1 protein-coding gene is annotated in these 1,959 nt (G+C 71.2%); it reads right to left on the reverse strand.

The window, feature by feature from the left end; translation table 11 throughout:
- Positions 1-345: 345 nt before the first annotated feature.
- A partial coding sequence (gene tnpC, locus G6O54_RS36720) for an IS66 family transposase (protein ID WP_250847253.1) occupies positions 346-1,959 on the reverse strand: 1,614 nt, incomplete at its 5' end.

The raw sequence follows: 1,959 nt of genomic DNA on the forward strand, positions 1-1,959 counted from the left end.
TAAGCGCTCGGCCCTCCCAGCCCCGGGCGCGCGGGGGCACCGCACCGGGGTCGGCCAGCGGGGGGCCTTCGGGGCCGTGGCGATGACTCGTCCCCACGGCGGGGCGAAGCGGTCTGCCGAGGGCAACCGCAGCGATCCCGGCCCCGGCTCGCGGGGGCGCCTCGCCTCGCGATGAAGTCGAGCGGCGCCGGGCCGGTGATGCCCGCCCCCCGGCGCGGAGGGGCACCCGCCGGGGACCGGCCGGCGCGGTGTCGCGGGGGGAGGGAGTTGAACGATCGGGGGACGAGATGTCCCCATGCCAGGGCGAGGCGGCCTGCAAGAGCGAGACCGCTCCGCCGAAGGGCCCTACTCCCGGCTCGGTCGGCCGGCTCGGCGGTGTTTGCGGGTCGCCTTCTGTCGCGCCGCTTTCTGCCGCGACTCCTCCAGCCGATGCTCCAGCACGTGCTCCGGATGGGCCGCCGCCCAGCGGTCCGGCAGCAACTCCTCCAGGTCCGCCCCCTCGCCATCGGCGGCCAGGTGCAAGATGACCTCGCGTAGGTAGACCCACGGCTCCAGCCGATGTCGCTTCGCTCCCGCCAGGATCGTGAACAGCACCGCGGCCCGCGGGCCCGCCGCCTCGCTCCCCAGGAATAGCCAGTTCTTCCGCCCGATCGCCTGCAGCCGCAGCGTCCGCTCCGACACGTTGTTGTCGATCGTCAGCCGGCCATCCCCTACATATCGGCGCAACGCCGCGCGCTGGTTCCTCGCATACGTCAGCGCCTTGCCCATCGAGGACTTCGGCAGCGTCCGCGGCGCCAGCTCGTCGATGTACGCCTCGATCTTGCCGAGGAGCGACACCGACTCCCGCTGCCGCAGCGCACGTCGATCCTCGGCCATCAGGTCGCGGCCCCGGTCCTCGATGTCGTAGAGCTGGCGGACCCACTCGAGGATCCGATTGGCCTCCGCCGGCGCGTTGGCCCTCGCCTCGAAGAACTTCCGCCGCGCGTGCGCCCAGCAGGCGACCTCGACGAGCGTGCCGTCGGACCCCGTGTAGATGCCGTCATATCCTCCGTAGGCGTCGGCCTGCAAATATCCGCGGTACTCCTTCAGGAACGTCGCCGGGCCATTTCGCTCGCGGCTCATGGTGAAGTCGTAGACGCTGTACGGGGCGTCGACGCCGCCGATGTACGCCCAGAACCGCGCCTTCGTGCTGCCCGGTTTGCCTTCGCTCAGGGCCGTCACGAAGGTGTCGTCGGTCCAGATCAGGTCGGTCGCGAGGACCCGCCGGCGCTGGAGGTCGGCCAATGGGCGGAGCAGGTCGGCGGCGTTGCGGACCCAGTCGCAGAGCGTGCTCCGCGACAGCGTGACGCCGTGTCGGAATAGAATATCTTCGAGCCTGTATAACGGCAGGTGATCGGCGAACTTGCCGACCACGACGAAGGAGACCAGGCCGGCCCCGGCGATGCCCCCGGGCACCGGCTTGGGCGGCACCGGCGGGGCGGCCACGCCGCCCTTGCATTTCGGGCAGGCGTACTTCGGCAGGACGTGCTCGCGGATCTCGAATTTGGCGGGGATGAACTCCAGCTCGCGGGAGATGTCCTCGCCGATCCGCCGCTTCATGCCGCCGCAGCAGGGGCAGGATTTCTCGGCCTCGGACAGGTCGTGCTCGACCCGGACGTGGGGCAGGTGATCGAACGAGGTCCGTGGCTTCGACCGCGAGCGTGGGGCCTTCGCCGCCGGCTCGTCCGCCGCCGGCCCTTCGGGCTCGTGGACTTCGAGGGGGTCCGGCCCGATCACGGCATCCGGGAGGTCGAACAGGTGCCCCTGGCCGGGGTCATCGGCGACGCGTTCACAGCGGCGGCCGAAGAGGTAGCGGCGGATCAGGGCGAGCTCCTCGACCAGCTCGGCGTTCTTCCGCCGGAGGTCGCTGTAGTCGGCGGCCGTCGCGTCGAGGATTCGCTCCAGTTCGTCGTTGCGACG

The organism is Aquisphaera insulae, assembly GCF_011064615.1.
GTDB lineage: Bacteria > Planctomycetota > Planctomycetia > Isosphaerales > Isosphaeraceae > Aquisphaera > Aquisphaera insulae.